Annotated in this window: 15 protein-coding genes and 2 riboswitches; of the genes, 12 read left to right on the top strand and 3 right to left on the bottom strand. The window is 38.8% G+C overall.

All coding sequences use genetic code 11. From position 1 onward, the window contains the following. Window positions 1–46: 46 nt before the first annotated feature. From ACXACQ_RS22370 to ACXACQ_RS22360, 3 genes are read right to left on the bottom strand one after another with little or no spacing between them, the layout of a single operon-like run. Window positions 47–508: a hypothetical protein gene (locus ACXACQ_RS22370; protein WP_474978232.1), complete on the bottom strand. Its 462-nt coding sequence runs from the start codon at window positions 506–508 to the stop codon at window positions 47–49. Window positions 509–567: 59 nt separating this feature from the next. Continuing rightward, entirely contained in the window at window positions 568–1,296 is a 729-nt protein-coding gene (locus tag ACXACQ_RS22365) for a hypothetical protein (protein WP_474978231.1), read from the bottom strand. Then, window positions 1,293–3,386, bottom strand: a complete 2,094-nt coding sequence (locus ACXACQ_RS22360; RefSeq protein WP_474978230.1) for a M48 family metallopeptidase — start codon at window positions 3,384–3,386, stop codon at window positions 1,293–1,295. The genes ACXACQ_RS22365 and ACXACQ_RS22360 overlap by 4 nt, the downstream gene beginning before the upstream one ends. Before the next feature lie 156 nt (window positions 3,387–3,542). Next, a riboswitch (cobalamin riboswitch) is annotated at window positions 3,543–3,746 on the top strand. Between the two features lie 77 nt (window positions 3,747–3,823). Here ACXACQ_RS22360 and ACXACQ_RS22355 point away from each other — a divergent pair. From ACXACQ_RS22355 to cobN, 12 genes are all read left to right on the top strand, one after another. Continuing rightward, window positions 3,824–4,972, top strand: a complete 1,149-nt coding sequence (locus ACXACQ_RS22355) for an ABC transporter substrate-binding protein (protein ID WP_474978229.1) — start codon at window positions 3,824–3,826, stop codon at window positions 4,970–4,972. A 3-nt stretch (window positions 4,973–4,975) separates the two neighbouring features. Further along, window positions 4,976–6,007 (top strand): FecCD family ABC transporter permease, encoded by a 1,032-nt coding sequence (locus ACXACQ_RS22350; RefSeq protein ID WP_474978228.1) that lies wholly within the window; start codon window positions 4,976–4,978, stop codon window positions 6,005–6,007. 2 nt (window positions 6,008–6,009) lie between these two features. After that, the gene (locus tag ACXACQ_RS22345) at window positions 6,010–7,008 is read left to right on the top strand and encodes an ABC transporter ATP-binding protein (protein ID WP_474978227.1); all 999 of its coding nucleotides are present in this window, start codon (window positions 6,010–6,012) and stop codon (window positions 7,006–7,008) included. Continuing rightward, entirely contained in the window at window positions 6,989–7,801 is an 813-nt protein-coding gene (locus ACXACQ_RS22340) for a (2Fe-2S) ferredoxin domain-containing protein (RefSeq protein WP_474978226.1), read from the top strand. Before ACXACQ_RS22345 ends, ACXACQ_RS22340 begins: the two co-directional genes overlap by 20 nt. Window positions 7,802–7,892: 91 nt before the next feature. Next, a riboswitch (cobalamin riboswitch) is annotated at window positions 7,893–8,099 on the top strand. A 124-nt stretch (window positions 8,100–8,223) separates the two neighbouring features. Then, the gene (locus ACXACQ_RS22335) at window positions 8,224–10,404 is read left to right on the top strand and encodes a TonB-dependent receptor (protein ID WP_474978225.1); all 2,181 of its coding nucleotides are present in this window, start codon (window positions 8,224–8,226) and stop codon (window positions 10,402–10,404) included. Between the two features lie 11 nt (window positions 10,405–10,415). Beyond that, the gene (locus tag ACXACQ_RS22330; RefSeq protein WP_474978224.1) at window positions 10,416–11,345 is read left to right on the top strand and encodes a magnesium chelatase ATPase subunit I; all 930 of its coding nucleotides are present in this window, start codon (window positions 10,416–10,418) and stop codon (window positions 11,343–11,345) included. Window positions 11,346–11,416: 71 nt separating this feature from the next. Next, a complete protein-coding gene (locus ACXACQ_RS22325; protein WP_474978223.1) occupies window positions 11,417–12,094 on the top strand; it encodes a vWA domain-containing protein in 678 nt (225 codons plus the stop codon). Between the two features lie 11 nt (window positions 12,095–12,105). Further along, entirely contained in the window at window positions 12,106–12,609 is a 504-nt protein-coding gene (locus ACXACQ_RS22320) for a bifunctional adenosylcobinamide kinase/adenosylcobinamide-phosphate guanylyltransferase (RefSeq protein WP_474978222.1), read from the top strand. A 5-nt stretch (window positions 12,610–12,614) separates the two neighbouring features. After that, complete coding sequence (locus ACXACQ_RS22315) at window positions 12,615–13,928, top strand: cobyrinate a,c-diamide synthase (protein WP_474978221.1); 1,314 nt, start codon at window positions 12,615–12,617, stop codon at window positions 13,926–13,928. Window positions 13,929–13,978: 50 nt separating this feature from the next. Continuing rightward, a complete protein-coding gene (locus tag ACXACQ_RS22310) occupies window positions 13,979–14,572 on the top strand; it encodes a cob(I)yrinic acid a,c-diamide adenosyltransferase (RefSeq protein ID WP_474978220.1) in 594 nt (197 codons plus the stop codon). 162 nt (window positions 14,573–14,734) lie between these two features. Continuing rightward, window positions 14,735–15,769 carry a cobalamin biosynthesis protein CobW gene (cobW, locus tag ACXACQ_RS22305; RefSeq protein WP_474978219.1) on the top strand — a complete coding sequence of 345 codons (1,035 nt, stop codon included), beginning with the start codon at window positions 14,735–14,737 and terminating at the stop codon, window positions 15,767–15,769. A gap of 84 nt (window positions 15,770–15,853) precedes the next feature. Further along, window positions 15,854–19,591, top strand: coding sequence for a cobaltochelatase subunit CobN (gene cobN / locus ACXACQ_RS22300; protein ID WP_474978218.1), 3,738 nt, complete (start codon window positions 15,854–15,856; stop codon window positions 19,589–19,591). Window position 19,592 lies beyond the last annotated feature (1 nt).

Raw genomic sequence — 19,592 nt, 5'->3', positions numbered from 1 at the left:
TAATATTAATAACAAAAAAGGGCTGTATTTACACAGCCCTTTTTTGTTATTTTTCAACATACACTTTCAGCCTCCCCTCCAGTTCGTATTCTTCTTCATGGAGATTGACTATTACTCCACACATTTCCATGTATAATGTGTCATTTTCGATGTAAGTGAAAAGGTTGCCCTTCTCTGCGTAATAGGTGTAATAATCTCTAGTTAAGCTTAAATTGACATCAGAAGAATAGGTTTGGAATGATAAAAGAGCACTATCATAAGTGTCTTCTTCATAGTCAAATAACACAATATTTAAGTGGTCGTAATCATCAAACCCTACTGTTTCTATTTCTAGATCGTCCGTGTATCTTATATTTGATTTGCAGTAATTTATATCTAAAAGTTCATTGTTAGGTATTATGTTGACTTCGTTGTCATCATAATTTAATGAGCAAGGAGATTCACTTTTTGGAGCTGTAGTATACTTGGTCTTCATTGGGTATTCTTCACCCTCTTCATCACACGCCATGAAGAAAGTTAGGAATGCTGTGAGATATATAATATTCTTTATTTTCATTGTAATCAGGTTTAAAAAAGTAATGAACCTATGCCGAGTTTTAGGTTAAAGATGGAGTAATTAAATAAACTACCATGTGAGCGGTAAGCGGAGTCTTGTTGAACTGTCCAGTTAATGTCATTATCTTCAAAATGCTTATCAGGTACTAATGCTAAGCCAAATTCAACACCATAATGTACAACCATAAAATCTCCTATAATAGCCTGTTTTCCTGCTTCATAAGTTATTACAAAGTAGTTGAAGTCATTTTCGAAAATGCTTTCGGATGAATTTTTATCATCATAAGTATTGTATGTAACATACTCTGCTTTTAGGTTAATATACTTCCCAATAGGGGCGATAGAGTTTGATTTTTTAAACCTATAAAACTTCATGTGCATTCCTATTGAGTGGCCCTTGAGTACATCAAAATCGACTGACCGTTCTTCTTTTACTTGGTAAACATGGCTAGTTCCTGTTCTTAGCAAGCTATAATCTACTCCAACTCCAAACTTTTGTCCGAGAAGGTATTCAAAGCTGAACTGTGGTTTGTAATTAAATGCAGTTATGCTTGATTTAGGAGTGTCTTCATTATCCGACAAGTTGAAAGTAGCGCTATTGTTAATGTTTTGATTAAAAATAGCAGGAGTTAAATTGGGTGAAAAGTAGACAAAAGCTCTTTTTCCTAAATAACCTGGTACCTGAGCGTATCCTATCGATGTTATTAATAGTAATAATATTATTTTGTATAAACGTTTCATAGTTTGCCATTTTTAAGTTTAAAAAGTGTGTAGTAGATGTTTGAGGTGAGTAAACTGTTGTTGTCTTTGTTTTTCATCAACCTAAGATCGTTGGAAATAGGTTGTTCACTCCTTACATCAAATGTAATGGCAAAATAAAAAGTACCGTGATTGGGCGATAAAGCATAGATTATAGCTATCGGTAATAATGGAGGATAAACCAAACTGTAGAAGATGTAATATCCTTTACCTGGTTTAGTTTCGGATACCGAAAGGTTTCCCATCCATGTAACATGATTACTGCCATAGCTCTCAGATACCTCTATCATTTCGTTGTGTATGGGACTGATCATGGAGGTGTCATTCTGAGCGAATTTTTCACCCAACCATTCATTCACTATTGCATGGTTTCTGAATGTCTCTACGCTATTATAATTCAGGTTATGCATATCCAGGAAATCCACATCCATAGAGAGGCTAGAAGCGGCCTTGTTTACTTTAGGCTGAATGTTTTTTAGAGCATCTTCACTTTCAATAAACCTCATGGAGCTTTTTTTACGCTCATCTATTCTTACATAAATCGGGTCAGCAATTATGGTATGGTCTACTTTTACACCCTTTTTATGTTTTGCAGCCTTCTTTTGTAGTTTCTTTCTTTTTCTTAATTCCTTTTTGCTAAGTACGGGAGCTTCTTTTTTAATGTATTTAATGAACCTGTTATGAAGCCCTTCTCTGTTTTTTAGTCCTTCGAAAGCATGGTAGTAATAAGGTAAATCCGATTTTTCATTTTCTTCAAAGAGGTAATCCTTGGTGTCCTGATCTACTTCCATTAATCTGGCCACACAGTCTTCAAGCATAAGGTTAAGCTCTTCATCATTTGGTAGCTGTTCTGACAGTGGTTGTAGGTATTGTATAGCCAAGATTAACCTTTCACTGTATGACATTTTCTCAAATAGAAATTTGATTTTTTGAAACTCTTTAGAAACAATCAATTCATGCCCAGAGAAATTCTCACTTTCCCAATAAGTAAGTCCATATATGGCTTTGGCTATTGTTTTTTGTAAATAAGTTTGGTTGTTGTTGCCTCCTTTTAATAGATCGTAAGCCAAATAAAATGCTTTCAAATGGTCATGAACAAGCAAGTATTGTCTACACATTTCTAAGGAAGATAGCGATACGGTGCGCTGAAATTTTTCTTCTGATGCTATATATTTTTTACCGCCCTCACCTGAATGTCTGGCAAGTTTAATCACATTAGCCTTTCTCTTGCCTATATTAGGGTGGGTGCTATTTTTGTCATCATAATTTTCATCAGTGGTGTATATCTGAAATTCTTCAATTTGAAGCTCTGCAGGTATAATATACTTATCATGCTCTAAAAATGCGTATTCAAATTCTTGGTCCAGCAAAAGCTGGTCAGAAACCTGAAGAATATCAAAAACTCTTGCAAGTGAGTCTTTGCTGTAGCTTGAATTAAGGTAAGTCTTCAGACCTTCAGAATCTGCTTCCATTTCTAGTTCGTGCGAATAACTGGTTTTAGCTATTTGCTGCTGATCTCGAGAGAAACCTTTGAAGTCACCTTTTCCTTTTTTTATATCTATATTTTGAATATAGCTATTGATGATATGCTGCTTTTTGTAATGTGTAACCTCGTGAGATAATATAAATGCTAATTGAGCTTCATTTTCGAGCTTACTAAGGAGTCCAATATTTACGAATATGATACCATTATTGGTGGTGAACGCATTCGGAACCGGAGATTTTACAGCGTATACTCTAAGCTTATTTAGTGTTTCTTTATCATTTTGTAACACATTATAGAGAACTTCATTGAGGTAGCTGGAAATAGGATCGTTAAATAACACTTTTCCACTGCGCAAAAAGTCATCTATATTGTAGTTGCTGTTTAAATAAAACTTCTTTTTGCCTTTCTTTTGATACCTTTTGTCGGACGATGATATAGAGGCAACATCCATTTTGTATTTAAAAGAACTGCTTTCTGTGAAGTCAGAGGGTACTCTATCCTGCGGCAGTAAGGTGCTGAAATTGTCCTGAGCCAGAGACAGTTGATGATAAAGTAGAAATAGTAGAATTGGTAAAGTTTTTTTCATATGCTTGGTTAAAATGGGCGCGCAATATAGTAAAATATGCTTGGTTTAATAAAATTTATTTTTTTTATCGGAAAATGATTGATTTTTAGTCTTAAGTGTATTTCTATAATAGCTTAATGCAGGGTGTAATCCATGTATTGTTTCTTGCATTATATGTCTATATTTGCTATCTGTGGTTTTCGGTTATTGCCGAAATTAAAAGGGAACCTTGTGAAATTCGAGGGCTGTCCCCGCAGCTGTAAGTTCCGGCTGGTGATCCAACCAGTCAGTGCAGGTAAAATCTCACACCACTGCTCATGAGCGGGAAGGTTTTTACTTGTCGGGATGAGCCAGAAGACCTGCCATGGTAAAGCTGGATTTTTGCTTTCGGGAGAAAGGTGAAAATTCCAAGTGTCTAAAGTTTTATGCACTTGATATCTAGAAGAGATTCTCATTTTATGAAACACTTATTGTTGAAGGTGGCGTTGTGGGTAGTGAGCATTTTGTCACTTTGTGGCTGTGGAAACCAACAACCTGAGCAACAGGAGCAAAATGCTTCTGATTCAATAGTTTTTATTCCTAAAAAGTTAAAATACGCCAAATTATTTGAGGTATATAAATCAGCTGCACTGACAAAAGTAGTAGTGAAATCCCCTCAGGATACCCTAAAAATTATGGCTACTTATCTTCTGAAAACGTCAAATGGAGAAGATGCTATGTCAGGGGCGATTACAGTGCCCATAAAAAACATTGCTACTTTATCGGCCACTCATATAGGCATGTTGTCGGCATTAGAGGCCACAGATAAGATTATTGCCCATGGGCAGTTTGATTATGTTTATAACCCTGAGTTGCGGAAACGGATAAATGAAGGAGGCGTAACGGAAATAGGCGAAGTTCAGAATTTGGGAGTAGAGAAGCTAGTGAGTTTATCGCCCGGTTTGCTAATGACTTCTGGTTACCAGCCCGATCATGAAAACCTCACATTGGTAAAAAAGTCAGGTGTACCTGTGGCTTTCAACTTAGAATGGATGGAAGCTTCGCCATTGGCACGAGCCGAGTGGTTGAAATTTGTAGGGTTGTTTTTAGGAGAAGAAGCCAAAGCTGATAGCATATTTAATGTAGTAGAACATAACTATCTCAGTATAGTAAAAGAGGCCAGTAAACTGAAAATGCGACCAACAGTAATGGTGGGCTCTGTATATAAGGGTACATGGTACATGCCAGGCGGGGATAGCTATATGGCAAAGTTTTTAAAAGATGCAGGTGCGGATTATTATTGGGCGGGCGATAGTACCAAAGGAAGTCTTGCTTTAAGCTTTGAAGCGGTACTTGAAAATCAAATGAATAGTGAATTTTGGATTAACCCCGGATATGTAAATACTCGAGAAGAGGTGTTAGATTCTGATGAGCGTTATGCACAGTTTAAACCTTACAAAACCGGGGAGATATATAATTACACTGCCAGAGTTAATAAAGAAGGAGTCAACGATTATTGGGAGCAAGGTGTTGTAAGGCCAGATATTATACTTCATGACTTAGTGAAAATTTTTCACCCTGATATTTACCCTCAATACTCTCTTTATTTCTATACGAAACTTCATTGATGCATGGGGAAGGGAACTAAATATATCACTTTTTATACCATTTTGCTGGGGGTTTTGGCTTTACTATTCATGCTAGATATACGTTATGGTACAGTAAGTATTCCTCTAAGAGAAATATTAAAAAGTATTATAGGTAAGCCAATAGAAAAGGAAAGTTGGGACTTTATTATTCATGAGTTCCGAATGCCAAAGGCCATTACGGCAGTAACGGCAGGAGCAGGCTTGGCTATTTCTGGTTTATTGATGCAAACACTATTTCGTAATCCTTTGGCAGGTCCATTTGTGCTGGGGATTAGTAATGGAGCCAGCTTAGGCGTAGCACTACTTGTGATGAGTGGAGGTGCCATTTTTGGAGGTTTGCATGCACTGGGAAATTGGGCAACTGTAATGGCTGCTGTAATTGGTTCTTCTAGTGTATTGGCTATTGTATTAGTAATATCATTCCGGTTGCGAGATAATGTTTCATTGCTAATTATTGGTATGATGGTGGGCAGCGTAACAGGAGCAGTAGTAAGTATCTTACAATTCTTTAATGACGCAGAAGTAATACAAGCTTACTTAATATGGACCTTTGGTAGTCTGGCCGGTACCACTTGGACCCAACTCTATATCCTAATTCCATTGGTTTTATTAGGTATTTTACTTAGCATAATAGCTCAGAAACAACTCAATGCATTTCTTTTAGGAGAATCATACGCCAGAGCATTAGGCGTGTCTATTAAGAAATATAGAATAGTGATTATCGTTGCTACTTGTTTGCTTTCAGGTAGTGTTACTGCATTTTGCGGGCCTATTGCATTTATTGGTCTTGCAGTGCCGCACATTGCCAGAGCCGTGTTGCAAACATCCAATCATATTTATCTAATACCTGCAGTTATACTTATTGGAGCGTCTTTGTTGTTAGGTTGCGACCTAATAGCCCAGCTGCCAGGTAATAATAATACGTTACCGATCAATGCTGTTACAGCTATTATTGGATCTCCGGTGGTGATATGGGTGGTAATTCGCTCACGTAAAATGAAATCTTCGATATAGCCATGGATAATTTGATTTTACATACTGAAAGCCTTGCGGTAGGGTATAGAAATAAGCCATTGCTTCAAAATTTGAATCTTTCTATTGAAACGGGAGGCTTAACCTGCTTATTAGGATCTAATGGAGTAGGTAAGTCTACTTTACTTCACACCATTACAGGGCTGCACATTCCGCTTAAGGGTAAGGTATATATCGATGGTAAAGATGTTTTGACATTACCCCGATACGATTTATCAAGGTTGATTAGTGTAGTGCTATCAGAAAAAGTAACTCCAGTGAACCTTACCGTATTTGATGTGGTGTCAGTAGGACGCACGCCTTATACTAATTGGTTAGGTAAACTTACTAAGGAAGACAAGGATATTATTCAGAGGTCTATGGAGCTGGTGCAGGTTGATGGCTTTGCAGATGTACATATTCATGAGTTGAGTGATGGGGAAAAGCAGCGTGTAATGATTGCTAAGGCTTTGGCTCAGGATACTCCTCTATTAATTTTAGATGAGCCCACGGCACACCTAGATGTAAGCAATAGAGTGGCATTGCTTTCACTTTTAAGAAAACTTGCTATTGAAACTAATAAGGCCATTTTATTATCTACTCATGAGTTGGAAGTTGCTATACAACTAGCGGATATGGTTTGGCTAATAGGACAAGATGGGCAACTCTTTACGGGTACACCGGAAGACCTTATTATAGAAAATAAATTTAGTTCTGCTTTTAAAGACGATTATGTGAAGTTCGATAGACAAACAGGTGCTTTCAAAATTAACCATAATTACCAGCAGAAAATTGCGGTGAAAGGTGAAGGCTTCTTGTATAAATGGACTTGCCATGCCATGGAGAAAGAGGGATATGAAATAGTGAGTAATGCAGATTTAGAAGTAGTGATTAGTGATGAAGAGGAAGGTAGATGGATGATAAAAGCAAACCATAAAATAAATCATATAAACAGTATTGAAGCTTTAAAAAAAGCCTTAAAATATGGGGAAAGACCTAAGTAAAGTATCTCATTGCATGTTGTTTTGTAATGGAGGTTCATGTAAGCGCAAGGGAGCGGAGCATATTACGGACGAAATTCGTGCTTATATGAAATCAGAAGGACTGTATTCTTCTGTGCATACCGTTAAAACCATGTGCAATGGTAGGTGTGAAGATGCACCTACCATGATAGTAATGCCAGAAAATACATGGTATAAAAATTTGACGGTAGCTAAGGCCATTGAGATCGTAGGTAAACATATCAAACAAGGGAAGCCAGTTAAGAAATATACTTTGTATGAAGAAGGGATGGATTATGTTGCCTCTGATAATCCTTTAAAGCCTACAGCTCCTGATGAGTTTAGTGAAGTTTTTGACGAAGAATTTGGAGAAGTAATAATGGCCAAGGCCAACCCTAAGGAGCAAAATCTTTACCCTTTATTGAAGGATGTATTTCAGAAATTCCTACTTGATTTAAAAATAAGGATTCCTGAATTAGGGGCAGAATATTTTGAATTTAACATACCTGTTGATTTCAATTATGAAGATAAATGGGTGTCTATATCAAAATATAAGTTTAATGCAGAATTTGCTATTGGTGTGCCTTCTAAAGATGCTCCTAAAGCCTATAAAGATGCACGAATAAGGCACGTTGAGATTTTTAAAACATTAGATGGACGGTGTCATGTGCTGCGCCTGAAGAGTCAGGATGGTACGGTAAAGTTAATAGCGAAAGATAAAACCACTGATCATAAGGTGTGGAATCACTTTGTTAACATATATTTAGAACGACCGCAAATAGAGGCGATTAAATAGGGTGTGATAAAATTAGCAGCCTCTCATAATACATTGATTTGAGCAAATAAAGGTATTGGTATACAATGGTAAATTACTCAATACTAATGCTTATACTTGCATATCTTTAGGTTTTCAGTGGTAGTAATTGCTACTGAAATTAAAAGGGAATCCGGTGTGAGTCCGGAACTATCTCCGTAGCTGTATATCCTGAAACGAGAGTTTGAGAGCTAAGGTCTTTAAAGCCACTGTTCTGTTGAATGGGAAGGTGATTTTAGCTGGGATGAGTCAGAAGACCTGCCTTAAGTGTAGTCCATAGCTTTCGGATGAAAAGGCTAATGGGGGAGTACTCCATTGATATATTCTATTTGATGGCGTACGTTATCTCATTTTTTCCTTCCTATTGCTATGCTTTATTATGTGTAATTAATAAATCTATAGTATTGAAAATTAAATATTTACTTTTTGTCGGAGCTGTTTTTTTAGGAAGAAGTTATACTGCTTCCGCTCAGCAAATACCTGCATTAAAAGATACATTACTGCAGGAAATAACTATTTCTTCATCCAGAGTGAATGCTAAGGTTGAAGATTTACCGCAAAAAATAGTAGTCATATCTCAAGAAGATATAAAACAAGCAGACCCAAAAGACCTTACCGATGCCTTAAAGAAAATGGCGGGTGTTGATGTAATAGAGTACCCTGGCTTATCATCAGGCATTGGAATTAGAGGTTATAGACCACAGTTTTCAGGGCTTAACCAAAGGTCTTTGGTGTTGATAGATGGCCGCCCGGCAGGAGCCTCTAACTTGGCTACTATTAACTTAGATAATATTGAAAGAATAGAAGTGATAAAGGGTGCAGCTTCGTCACTTTATGGTTCGCAAGCCATGGGAGGTGTGGTTAACCTTATCACTAAAAAATCTCAAGGCGAAATTAAAAAGACAATTACAGGATCTTACGGCAGCTACAATACCATAGAAGTAGGTTTCAATGCTGGCGGTTCTATTGATGATAAAACAGACTTTGATGTTAACTTGAATTACTTTAACCAAGTTGATAACTATACATACGGTAGCGATAATTTCTTTAGAGAGAGGTATGGTTGGAATGAAGTAGAACGTACCTACTATAACGCTGAGCACGGTGTTGATTCTGTTTTAACAGGTAATGATGCTTTTGCCGATGGAGAAGAGCGTGATTTTACTAAATACAAATATTTCTCTGGAGATATCAGGTTTGGAGTAGATATTAATGACGATTGGAGAGCTGATGTTTCAGGTTCAATGTTTTCGGCTCATGATGTACAGTCTCCTGGTGATTTTGCCTATGGAAATTCAAGCCAGAGCATTAAAAACCCATATCGCTATGGTGCTGATGTGACGGTAACCGGAGCGCTCACCGAAAATCATACCTTAAAAGCTAAGGCGTATTCAAGTTTGGAGTATTATGACTACCGAAGCGTGAGCAATGGAGAATTGGCTGATTTCGTCACCAGTAAATACACCAACAGCTGGAAAGGCTTTCAGTTGCAGGATAATTTCAACTGGGGAAATCACGTGATTGCTTTTGGAGTAGATTATAGCAGAGCTAATTCAGAAAGTCAGAGCTTCTCTGCGACTACAGGTGATGAAACAGCGCCTTATAACCCCAATTATGGTATTTATTCTACTGCATTATTTGGTCAGGGTAATTTTTCTTTCTTAGAAGATCGTTTGCATGCCACCTTAGGAGTGAGACTAGATCATATTACATTTGATGTGAAGGACACTGAATTTTTAGATAGTTATACAAAAGGAAAAGAATCTTATAACGTATTTAATCCTAGTGCAGGCCTGAAATATGATATAGATGATCATTTTAACATTCACGGAAGTGCTGGTAGAGCTTTTGTAACACCAGTGGCTTACTATGTTGCAGGGTACTCTGTAAGTGGAACCGGTGCTGTTAACGTATCTGAAGGTAATCCTGATCTTGATCCAGAATCAGGAATTACTATTGACGGAGGTATTGGTTATAACAATGTAAAAAATGGATTAGCACTGGATGCTACATATTTCACCACTTTTGTAAGGGATAGAATTACTACAAAAAATGTAGAAGTTAATGGGCTGGAGTTTACCAGCGAAGGCGATACCATTGTTTCTAGAACCACTTATGTTAACGCTGACAAAGCAAGGATGAGTGGGATTGAGCTAGCTGCTTCTTGGGATTTGGGCGCTTACGCTAATTATGCTTATTCATTAAAGCTTTTTGCAAATGCTACTAAATACTTTACCACTGAAGATAGGTTTGAGGGTGAAGATAGCTATAAGTCTAATATTCAAAACGTGGCTGATTTATCTTATAATTATGGTATTGATTACTCTGGTGAGACTTTCAACTTGAGGCTCGCAGGTAGGTATGTAGGGCATAGGTTTGATACTGACTGGACAGATTATGCTAAACGCCCTGAAATAGAATATGCTCCTTTTATGGTGGTTGATCTTACTACAGGTTTTAAACTATCTGAGCAGGTAGCTTTAATGTTTATTGTTAAAAACCTGACCGATGAGAACTACTATGAAAAGCGTGGCTACACCTTGGCGGGTAGAAATATGCATATGAAACTCACTCTTAATTTTTAAGATTATAACTAATGGTGCACCAGTTTCCTTTTACAGCTATTGTTGGGCATGATGAGTTCAAACTTGCACTGCAGCTTTGTATAATAGACCCAACTTTGGGCGGAGTTTTAGCCATGGGCGATAAAGGGACAGGTAAAACTACACTTGTGCGGTCTTTAGCGCACCTGATGAAAGATGAAGCACATAGTTTCCCTTTTGTGAATTTACCCATTGGTGTGGCTGAAGATAGGCTGCTAGGAAGTGTAGATATAGAACAATTGATCAATAATAAACGGCAAGTAGTACAAGCAGGGCTTTTGGCTCAGGCTCATCAAGGAATTTTGTATATCGATGAAGTGAATTTGCTCAATGACTACCTGATGGATGTATTGCTAGATGCAGCAGCTACGGGTAGCTATCATTTAGAGAGGGAGGGCATTTCACTGAATCTAGACAGCAGGTTTTGCCTCATTGGTACTATGAACCCTGAAGAAGGTGATCTTAGGCCGCAGCTTAAAGACCGTTTTGGGCTTAGCGTAGATATTACTACTCCTGTTGATATTAAAATAAGGGCCAATATTACGGCTAAACGCTTAGCGTTTGATACCGATGCTGAAGGTTTTATCGATAAATGTGCTGCTGATGAAGCGAAATTGAGACAACGTTTGACTAAGGCAAGAAGCTCATTTAAAGATGTGCATGTTGCTGAAAGTATTCTTGAAACAGTAGCCGCATTAACCGTGGCTCATCAGGTAGAAGGGATGCGGGCCGATATTTTAATAATAAAGGCAGCACGCGCATATGCAGCTTTCTTAGGAGATAAAGAAGTAGAGCCGTCTCATGTTGATGAGGTGGCTATGCTTGTACTGAGGCATAGAAGTAAAAATCCTGATAATAACCATCAAAAGAACGATAGCTCACCGCAGGAGGGTGAGCAAGAAAAAAAGTTCAAGGCGATTTAAATGGTGAAGAGGGCAGTGGGCAGGATATAGATCAATGGTTTCAGCCTGTAGATAAGCAAAAAGGCATGAAAATGCAGGCCATAACTAAAAGTGAATCAAAGGGAGTAGAATTACCAAAAGGAATTAGTGCTGGAAGAACTTTACAGAAAGGACATCTTCCCCAACGCGATGTTTTCGGTAGTGTAAAACATTATTTGGCTTCTGGCAGGTTTGAGCTAAAGCATAAGCAGGTGACTGCCAAAGCAGAGTTGAAAACCATCTTTTTAATTGATAGCAGTGCTTCAATGGCACGAAATCAAATTATAGCTGAAGTAAAAGGGTTGCTTCAAAAAACAATTGAAGGCAATCGAAAGCAAAAAGTGAAATATGCTGTAGTGGGGCTGCTTGAAAGCGATGCACAAGTGATTTGCCCTTGGGTAGATAATGCTGAAGTTGTAATTAACTCCATTGTGCAGATGAAAACAGGAGGTAAAACCAATCTTTCTGCTGCGTTGCAAAAAGTGTACGGATTGCTCAATGCCGATGGTGCTTCAGAAATGGTGAATTTATATATACTTACTGATGGACGAGTGAATAAAGGAAGTGGAGAACACCCTTTTGATGAGTCTATTCAAGTTTACCGCCAGCTTTTGGCTGGTAAAGTAAATGCCCAGGTTATTGATACAGAAAAAGGAATAGTGAAGTTGGGTAAAGCGAAACAGTGGGCCAATAGAGCACAAGTGCCAGTAAGATCAATAATAGAATTTTGAACTAAAAACTGATGATACATTTCATAACAGGAGGGCAAAGGTCAGGAAAGAGCAGGCATGCGGAGCAATTGGCGTTGTCCTTGGCGGATAACCCGGTTTACTTGGCCACTTCCAAAATATGGGATGAAGAGCATAAGCAAAGGATCAACCGGCATAAAAAGGACAGGTCAGAAGCTTTCGAAACGGTGGAAGAGGAATTGTACTTGTCCAACCACGATTTTAAGGGTAAAGTGGTATTGTTAGATTGTGTTACGCTCTGGCTTACCAATTGGTTCGATGTGGCAGAGTATGATGTAGATAAAGCCTTAGCATTGGCTAAGCAGGAGTGGGATAAAGCTATTTTGAGTGCTTGTGATTGGATAGTAGTGAGTAACGAAATTGGCATGGGTGTAATACCTGATAATGTAGCCAGTAGGAGATTTGTTGATTTACAAGGTTGGACAAATCAATACATAGCAAGTACCGCAGATCATGTGACTATGATGGTGTCGGGTATTCCTTTAAAAGTAAAATAATGGATATGAAGCCACAGTTTGTAATTGCCGCACCTACCAGCAACTCGGGCAAAACTACGTTGACAACGGGTTTACTTCGAGTAATGCAGAAACGCGGCTTATTACCTCAAGCTTTCAAATCAGGGCCAGATTATATCGATCCGAAGTTTCATGAGGTAGCATGTGGCAGACATGGCATTAATCTGGATTTATTTATGATGCCAGAACCACATATAAAGAATTTGTATGCTCAATACCTTCAAGAGGCAGGTTCAGCATGTGTAGAAGGAGTGATGGGGCTTTTTGATGGCATGAAGAAGGATGCAGGAAGTACGGCCGAATTGGCTAAAAAGCTGGCCTTGCCGGTAGTGCTGGTGATAGATGCTAAGTCTGTAGCCTATTCTGTAGCGCCTTTAATGTATGGATTCAAGCATTTTGATGAGAATGTAAATATAGTAGGAGTAATATTCAATAGAGTGAATACGGCAAGCCATTATCAGTTTTTGAAAGAAGCATGTGATGATGTGGGGTTGTATGCTTTCGGGTACCTGCCGGTAGTAAAAGAAGCTGAAGTTCCTTCTAGGCACTTGGGACTTTCCTTGGCTGCGATAGAGCAATATGATGATGGAATAGAAAGAATTGCTAAGCAGTTGGAAGAAACGGTAGATATTGATCAACTGTTGAAGGTTTGCAATTGTGCAGCGCCTGAAGTTTATGAAGCGCAGCCTAAAAGGAGTATAACAAATAGAAAAGTTGCGATTGCTAGAGATGAGGCGTTTAATTTCTGCTATCCTCAAAATATAGAAACACTTTCCCATTGGGGGGAAGTGACTTTTTTCAGTCCTTTGAAAGACACAAAGCTGCCTGATGCGGACTTGGTGTATCTCCCTGGCGGTTATCCTGAATGTTTTGTTGATCAGCTTGCAGAGAATAAGGAGATGTGTGATGCGTTAAAAAATTACGGAGAGCAAGGGGGGCATATTCTCGCGGAATGTGGTGGAATGATGTATTTAGGAAACTCAATTGCTAATAAAGAAGGAGTAGAGCAAAGTACAGCCTCGTTGCTTGATTTTACTACTTCAATGCAGCAGATGAAGTTGACGCTAGGGTATCGTACTTTTACTCATGGCGATTTGAGCTTGAAAGGTCATGAGTTTCATTATTCTAATATTATAAAAGAAGGTGATGTTGCTGATTTTGGCAGTTTCGCTACTGCACGGGAAAGTAAGGCCAATACTAAAATGTTTCGCTATAAAAACACCTTTGCTACCTATACACACCTTTATTTTGGTGATGAAGTATCGTTTGAAAACTTATTGAAAATAATAGAAATAGAATAGCACATGAAATTGAAAATTCCATGTGACGATTGAAGATAAATACTATACACATGAAAATATATACCAGAAAGGGAGATGCCGGAAAAACAGGCGTTTTCGGAGGGAAAAGAGAATATAAAGATTCACCGAGAATTGAATGTAATGGCGTATTAGATGAGGCCAATAGTACCATTGGTTTAATGAGGTCTAAGTTGGGAAAAGACCATGCTTGGCAGCCTAATTTACATCGCATTCAAAAAGATTTGATGGATATGATGTCACATTTGGCCAGGCCATCAGCTTCTACTAAGGCAAATCCTAACCCAAAGCCAACGGATGGAGCCGAATTCTGTGAGCAGTGGATTGATGAGCTTGAAGCGGCTATGTCTTCACCTTCAGATTACTTCTTATTGCCAGGCGGAACGGAAATATCTGCTTTGTGCCATGTTATTCGTACCCAAATCAGAAGAGGAGAGCGTAGACTTGTTACTTTGATGCAAGAAGATCCTGAATGTGTGGAGGAGTATATTGCAGCCTATATTAACCGATTGTCAGATCTGTTTTTTACGCTTGCTCGCGCAGAGATGGACACCAGCGGTATGGAAGAAGAAAAGTGGAATCTTTTTCTTTATAAAAGGAAAAAGCCAGCGCAGCCAGAAAAGTAATACACTTTTAAGGTTCTTTGATGCTCCATGTAAAATATTGGATCACGAGGTCTCGCTCCGCATTCGGTAAAACATTGTGAAGAAGATGGAGCATCAATTTTATATAAAAGCGAGAATTTAGATTTTAAAGAAACCTATATCAAACAAATTAATAGCAACACCATGAGAAAAATACCTATTACCGTTATTACAGGATTTTTAGGGGTAGGAAAAACTACCTTATTACATAATATGCTTCGCAATGCCAATGGCAAAAAAATAGCTGTTTTAGTAAATGAATTTGGAGAAGTAGGCGTAGATGGAGAAATCATTAAAGAAAGCTGCGGAGATCCAGAATGTGACTTGGTTGAGTTAGCCAATGGTTGTATCTGTTGTACTGTGCAAGAGGAGTTTTTGCCAGCTATGACCAAGCTTATAGAAAATAAAGACAATATCGATCATATTGTAATAGAAACATCAGGTTTGGCTATGCCTAAGCCTTTGGTAAGAGCTGTAAACTGGCCGGAGTTAAAGCCACACATTACCATTAATGCGGTAGTAACCGTGGTAGATGCGGTAGGTATGGCTACAGGTGAAATTTGTGATAGAGAAAGGGTGCAGGCACAGCGTTTGGCGGATGATTCACTAGACCACGAAACCCCTATTGAAGAGCTTTTCTTAGATCAGCTGACTTGCGCAGACCTTATTTTAATGAGCAAGAGAGACTTGGTAGATGAGGAAAAGTATGAAGAGATTAAAGCCGTTATAGAGAAAAAGGCTCGACCTAATACCAAGATTATTCCTATCTCTAAAGGAGAAATCGATAATGATGTATTGCTTGGTATTGGGGCTAGTGCAGAAGATGATTTGGAGAGCAGACCATCTTTACATGAGCATCACCATGAGCACGGGCATGATCATGAACATGACGATGATATCGATACTAAGATCGTAGAATTAGAAGCTATAACAGATGTTAAGCAATTGACTAAAGATCTTACAGCATTAGTGAAGTCTAATGAAATTTATCGTATCAAAGGATTTGTGAACGTTCCAGACAAGCCTATGCGTATGATTTTACAAGGTGTGGGTGATAGGTTTGATACTTATTTTGACAGGCCTTGGAGTGAAAGTGAAGAGCGTAGAACCAGACTTGTAATCATAGGAAGAAATATAAAAGATATAGATGTGAAGCTTTCTGAAGCTGTGTCTAACTAAACAAAAGTCTGCCTTTTTCTGCATTAAGAGAAAGGCAGACTTTTTTTAATTCAATTTATTGATAGTACCTAATTCCCAACTGTTTTGCATTTAATAGCTACTATTCCCGGAGGTTGGAACCCAAATGAAGAAGGGGTTTTCTACATTGACCAAAAGCCCGGAGATATTTTATTTCTCTCTGCGAGTGATACAGAACTCAATACTGTAAAAGAGGCTTACTCCAACTTACATTCTACTGAGCCGAAAATACCAAGTCTGAGAACCACGAACTTGGTATATATGAAGCAGGAGCTTACCATTGACACCTACTTGGATGAGGTAGCTTCTCAGGCTAAACTCATTGTGCTGCGGTTACTTGGAGGAAAGGCTTATTATAGTTATCTCTGTGAGGCAATATTAGAAATAGCTGAGGATAACGACATCCCCATTATATTTTTGCCGGGGTACGACCAGCCTGATCTTGAGCTGATGCAGATGAGTACAGCTCCTTTTGGTGTGGTAGATAAGCTATGGAAATATTTAGTGGCAGGGGGAGTTCAAAATACAAAAACAGCCATTCAGCTTTTACTGAATCAAAATTTTAGTAAAAGGTATGAATTAGCACCAATTGAGCATATCCCTCATTTATTTTTTTATAATGCCACTGATGGTATACTTAACGGGGTAGAGCCACAAGATAAACCTGTTGCCTTAATATTTACTTATAGAGCACACTATCTGGCGAGTAATCTAAAACCAATAGATGCCATTTGTGCTAGTTTGGAAGCCAAAGGTATGTATCCTGTAGTGCTTATGGCGCTGAGTTTTAGAGATGCTGGTAGCGAGCAAGAAGTGGAGGAGTTGATAGGTCAATTGCTACAAGCACCATCAGTTATTATCAATACTACGGGGTTTGCTCTCAAAACATTGGGCGATAATGAAACGGGTATATTTGATAGAATCAATGCGCCTGTCATCCAAGCCATTTTTGCCAGTTCTAATAAAGAGGTGTGGCAAGCAAATACGTTCGGACTGCCGCCTACTAATATAGCAATGAATGTAGCGCTGCCCGAGGTAGATGGCAAAATAATAGCATCTGTAATATCATTTAAAGAATCTCAGGGTAAAGATGAACTTACTGATGCTGAGGTGATCGAATATGTGCCCCATCAGGAAGGAATTGATTTCGTAACGCAGTTTGCGGCCAATTGGTGTAGTCTGCAGCAAAAGCATAACGAAGATAAAAGAGTGGCTTTGATTATGCCTAATTATCCTAATAAGGACAGTCGCTTGGCAAATGGAGTAGGGTTAGATACACCGGCAAGTACAGTGAAAATCATAGCTGCACTTAAAGGTCAAGGTTATGATTTAGGATCGGACATACCTGAGGATAGTGAAGCGCTGATTGCCCAAATTACCAGTTATGTAACCAATGACTTAGATAGTTTAGTGTTGAAAGATGCCGCTATAAGCATTGGTGCGGCTGACTTCTTTAAGTATTACAATGCCATTTCGGAAGAGCTCAGAAGTAAAATAGAAGAACAATGGGGGCATCCATTAAACTCTCCGATGCACCGTAATGGCCAATTTATGGTGCCAGGATTTACATTGGGCAATGTGTTTGTAAGTATACAGCCTAGCCGAGGCTACAATGTAGATGTACAAGCTTCTTACCATAGCCCTGATTTACCTCCTACTTATGAGTACTTAGCTTTTTATTTTTGGTTACAATATGAGTTTAATGCAGATGCACTAATTCATGTAGGCAAACATGGTAATTTAGAATGGCTGCCGGGGAAGAGTGTTGCATTAAGCCGGGAATCATGTTTTCCTGCTGCAGTATTGGGGCCAATACCTCATTTTTATCCTTTCATTATTAATGATCCTGGTGAAGGGACACAAGCCAAAAGAAGAAATCAGGCGGTAATTTTAGATCACTTGGTGCCACCACTTACCCGTGCGGAAAGTTATGGAGACCTTATTCAGCTCGAACAGTTGATAGATGAATATTACGAAGCTGCTTTGGTAGATGCCAAGCGTTCTGCACTATTAAAGAAAAAAATATCCGAGTTAGTAGAATCTACTCAATTAAAGTCTGATTTAGGCACTGATACCAATGACATCGAACTACTGTTGGAAGCCATCGATGGTTATTTATGTGAGCTTAAAGAAGCACAGATTAGAGGAGGATTGCACATATTTGGCAATTTACCTGTGTCAGAGAAATTACCTGATTTAATTGTGGCGCTACACAGGTTGCCATATGCCGGAGTGCAAGGAATTACTCAGGCGCTAGCTCAGGATTATGAACTCGGGTTTGATCCTTTGGCGGTAGATTATGAAACTCCATTTGAAGGAGAAATAGAAGGAGCTACTTATAGAACAAAAGGTAAAGTGATCGAACTGCTAGAGCAGAAAGCTAAGCATTACGTAGAGCACCTTTTAGATTCAAACGAAAATGTAGCCACAGAGGGAACTGCCATACATCAGGTGCTTCAGTATATACAATCTCACACCCTTGCAAAGCTTCAGGGCACTGAAAATGAAATAGGAAATTTGATTCATGGACTCAATGGTAGATATGTACCTTCCGGAGGATCGGGTGCTCCAACGCGAGGTCGTTTAGATATTTTGCCTACAGGCAGAAACTTCTATTCTGTAGACGTGCGTACGGTGCCTACACAAGCGGCATATGAACTGGGCAAGAAAAGTGCTGATTTAATCATTCAGCGGTATTTGCAAGAAAATGGAGAATATCCTCATACCGTAGGGCTTTCTGTTTGGGGTACATCCACAATGCGTACTGGAGGTGATGATATCGCACAAGCACTTGCGCTTTTAGGTGTAGAGCCCATTTGGGAAGGAAAAAATAGAAGAGTTAAAGATTTTAAGGTCATACCTTTGATGCAGTTGAAAAGACCTAGAGTAGATGTTATGCTCAGGATTTCCGGCTTTTTTAGAGATGCATTTCCTGATATTATTTCTCTATTTAACGCAGCGGTAAAGCGTGTGGCAGAGCAAGACGAGCCATTAGATCAAAACCCAGTCAGAAGGCGTGTTTTGGAAGAAAAGGAGAAGCATTTAGAGAAAGGTCTTGATCCACTAATGGCAGAAGAGCGTTCTTTATATCGTGTGTTTGGCTCTAAGCCGGGAGCATACGGGGCAGGTCTGCAAGGAGTAATTGATGGTCAAAATTGGACTACTGCTGAGGACCTGGCGAAGGTATATATCAACTGGAGCGGTTATGCTTATTATGGAAAGCAAAATAGTGGTAGATCAGCGCACGAGGTGTTTAAGCAAAGGCTTTCAACTATTGATGTGGTGATGCAAAACCAAGACAATAGAGAACATGATATTTTGGACTCTGATGATTATTATCAATTCCAAGGAGGAATGGCTGTGGCGGTTAAAACAGAGAAAGGGGAGTCTTCTGAAGTTTATTTTGGAGACCATTCCAGACCTGAAAACCCGAGGGTGAAGACATTGAAACAAGAGCTGCATAAAGTGTACAGGTCGCGGGTGGTGAACCCTAAATGGATCAAAGGCATGCAAGACCATGGCTATAAAGGGGCATTTGAAATGGCCGCTACTATGGATTACCTTTTTGCATATGATGCTACTACTGATATGGTAGAAGATTTTATGTATGAAGGCATTACGGAGGCTTATCTCATGGATGAAACGAATAAGGCTTTTCTCGAAAAACATAACCCGTGGGCTTTGAAAGATATGTCGGAGAGAATGCTTGAGGCTATCCAACGTAAAATGTGGAAGAACCCTGATAACGAGTTAATTGAAGCGCTAAAGTCTTTATATTTGGAGGCAGAAGGTGAATTAGAATAAT

Source organism: Fulvivirga sp. AWR4_260 (assembly GCF_056158185.1).
This window is presented reverse-complemented; position numbering and strand designations above follow the sequence as displayed.